2 protein-coding genes and 1 pseudogene are annotated in these 2433 nt (G+C 62.2%); 1 reads left to right on the top strand and 2 read right to left on the bottom strand.

Features of this window, described 5'->3' with window-relative positions; genetic code table 11:
* The first annotated feature begins 57 nt into the window (after nt 1–57).
* Nucleotides 58–702 carry a F0F1 ATP synthase subunit gamma gene (locus AWB68_RS51800; RefSeq protein ID WP_087650349.1) on the top strand — a complete coding sequence of 215 codons (645 nt, stop codon included), beginning with the start codon at nt 58–60 and terminating at the stop codon, nt 700–702.
* 47 nt (nt 703–749) lie between these two features.
* Here AWB68_RS51800 and AWB68_RS44105 read toward each other — a convergent pair.
* Nucleotides 750–1525: pseudogene (locus AWB68_RS44105) on the bottom strand (YoaK family protein).
* Between the two features lie 119 nt (nt 1526–1644).
* Complete coding sequence (locus AWB68_RS44100; RefSeq protein ID WP_087650348.1) at nt 1645–2244, bottom strand: acetate uptake transporter; 600 nt, start codon at nt 2242–2244, stop codon at nt 1645–1647.
* Nucleotides 2245–2433: the final 189 nt, after the last annotated feature.

The following is a 2433-nucleotide window of genomic DNA, read 5'->3' as shown; positions in this document are numbered from 1 at the left end:
ACAAGCGAAGTCGCGGCGCTCCAGTGCTCCACAGTCCGGCGCACTTGCGTTGCTCGCGTGTTCCTCGCCGACGACGGGCGCGTCCAGCAGCACCCACGACGAAGCAATGAGGTCGACAGCCGGATACATGTCCTCGGTGGCCGCGAACTGCAGGATGTCATCTCGCTCTTGGACGTCGAGGAACCGGGCGTGGATGATCGGCGCGTCGTGGCTCGATCGCGAACGAGCGTGGCCTCACCATCAGATCTTGCCGATCGCCTGACCACCGCCTTGTACGATCGGCTTGACGCGCATCGCGCGGCAGGCGTGACCCTCGTACATGCAGTGCCGACCTCGTCCGCCAGACTCGATATGGTTACGCACTCCCTCCTGCCGTTCGACTTCGGTCGATTTTCCGCGTCATCGAACCCGAAACCCTCAGCTCGTCACAATCGCCCCCGCGCGCCTGATCGCGAGACTCGCGCAAGTAATACGTCTTCGCGCAATTGTGCGAAGCATCAGCTGTCATTCGCGGCGGGAAACGAAGCTCGCATGCGCGCGATAGTCACGGCCCGCAGCAACGTCCACGACGCACTTACCCGGTTGACAGACGGCTTTTGCCGCCTCAAACAGAAAGAAATCACGGCGGAGATCGTGGAACTGTCGGCGGGGAGCCGGGCGGTGGAACGGCCCTCTCCGCACTTGGAGACGGACCGTGGCTAGGGCGCGCCGACGGTATGCCATCCCGGGCACCAGCAATCTTCGCTGGGTCAGGAGCGCACACGCTCACCGAAGAAGTCATCGAACACCGGAACGACGGCCAGTACGACGAGGATCGCCGCGAGCGGCACTGTCGCAAGAAATCCGGCGTGCTTGAATCCGAACGCACCGGCCAGACCGCCGGAGAGGAACATCCCGAGCAGCGACGACAACAACCGCAACCGGCCGCGGTCGGCGCGCACTTTGCCGCCACTTACGTGCGCCTCGCCGAGGTTCCAGTAAAAGAGCTTTCCCAGTTCGACGCCGATGTCGGTCACAAGGCCCGTGACATGCGTCGTGAGGATTTCGGCTTTCGATATCTTCGTGATCGTTGCGTTCTGCAGGCCCATGACAAAGCACAGCACGCCGACCGTGGCCGGAACGAACATGAGCCGGTGATGTTCGAGATTCGATCCCAATAACCCGAAGCACAGCAGCAGTACCGCTTCGAGAAGCAGAGGCGTCGCAAATTCGCTTTGCGCCTGACGCCTTCGTCCCCAGTTGAACAGCATTGCCGATGTGGCCGCTCCCACGATGAACGCGGCAAGCGAACTCAAGCCGGCGACGACCAGAAGAAAGCCCCTAACGCAAGGTTGTCAGCAAGCGCAGAAACGAAGCCTGACATATGCGAAGTGTACTGCCCTACCGCAAGAAAACCGCCGGCATTCGCCGCGCCCGCGACGAACGCGAGTGCGAAGCCAAGCCGCCGGTTGGCTTCGTCGGTCCGTTTGCGGGCGGTCAGGGTTCGGAGATAGTGAATCGGCCTGGTTACCAAGGACTGGGCGATCGTACCCTCGGAGCACGCCCCATGCGCTGTCGGCGGTCTTGCGCATGCGTCGTGGTGCGGGGCAGCGGTCCAGGAATCGGTAGCGGACCGCCTGGACCGGCGGCTATCGGCCTTGCTTCTCAGGACATGGCGACGCGCGGTTGCACCGCCTGCACATCGCCGATGGGCAGGACGATCCTTCCGTACGTCTCGTTGAGAACGGTCGCCGCCGACAAGTAGAACGCCAGGAGGGCCGTCAACATTCCGCCATACCCGCCCGCCACTCGCAACGCGACCGAACTCGTCCATTCTCCGGTAGCGAGCAGGAAGAATGTGATCCATAACGCGAGAAAAACGAGTTGAAGCGCACGTGGCGAACGGAACGTCGCGAGCCACATATAGAACGTGAAGAAGCCCCACAGGAAAAGATACCAGCCGATGAAGGCGGCCGGAACCTTCGCGTGCAGGAACAGGACGAACAGTGCCAGTGACCACCAGAACGCGCCGTAGCTAAGGAATGCGGTGGCGCCGAACGTGTTCCCGCGCGGCAATTCCATCACGCCCGCGATCGCCTGCGCGGTCCCGCCGTAGGCGAGGGCACACGCCAGTACCATGTTCATGGAATCGCCCGTGAACCATCCCGCGTTGATCATGCTCAGTAGCCACGTCGTCAGGGCGAAGCCTGCCAGGCCAAGGGGTGCCGGATTCACGGACTTCATTTGGGTTGATGCGGTGCTCATTGTCTGTCTCCATCAGGTAAGAAAATACGATCCGGAGCGTCTTGGCGCGCCTGCGGAAACGTCGTGGATATTCCGTTAAAGGGGCATGCCAAGCTGGCTGAGAACGGCGGGGTTTTCCAGCGTCGATACGTCCTGCGTGATCTCCTCGCCCTTCGCGAGCGAGCGCAACAGGCGCCGCATGATCTTGCC

This window comes from Caballeronia choica (assembly GCF_001544535.1).
Taxonomy (GTDB): Bacteria; Pseudomonadota; Gammaproteobacteria; order Burkholderiales; family Burkholderiaceae; genus Caballeronia; species Caballeronia choica.
This window is presented reverse-complemented; position numbering and strand designations above follow the sequence as displayed.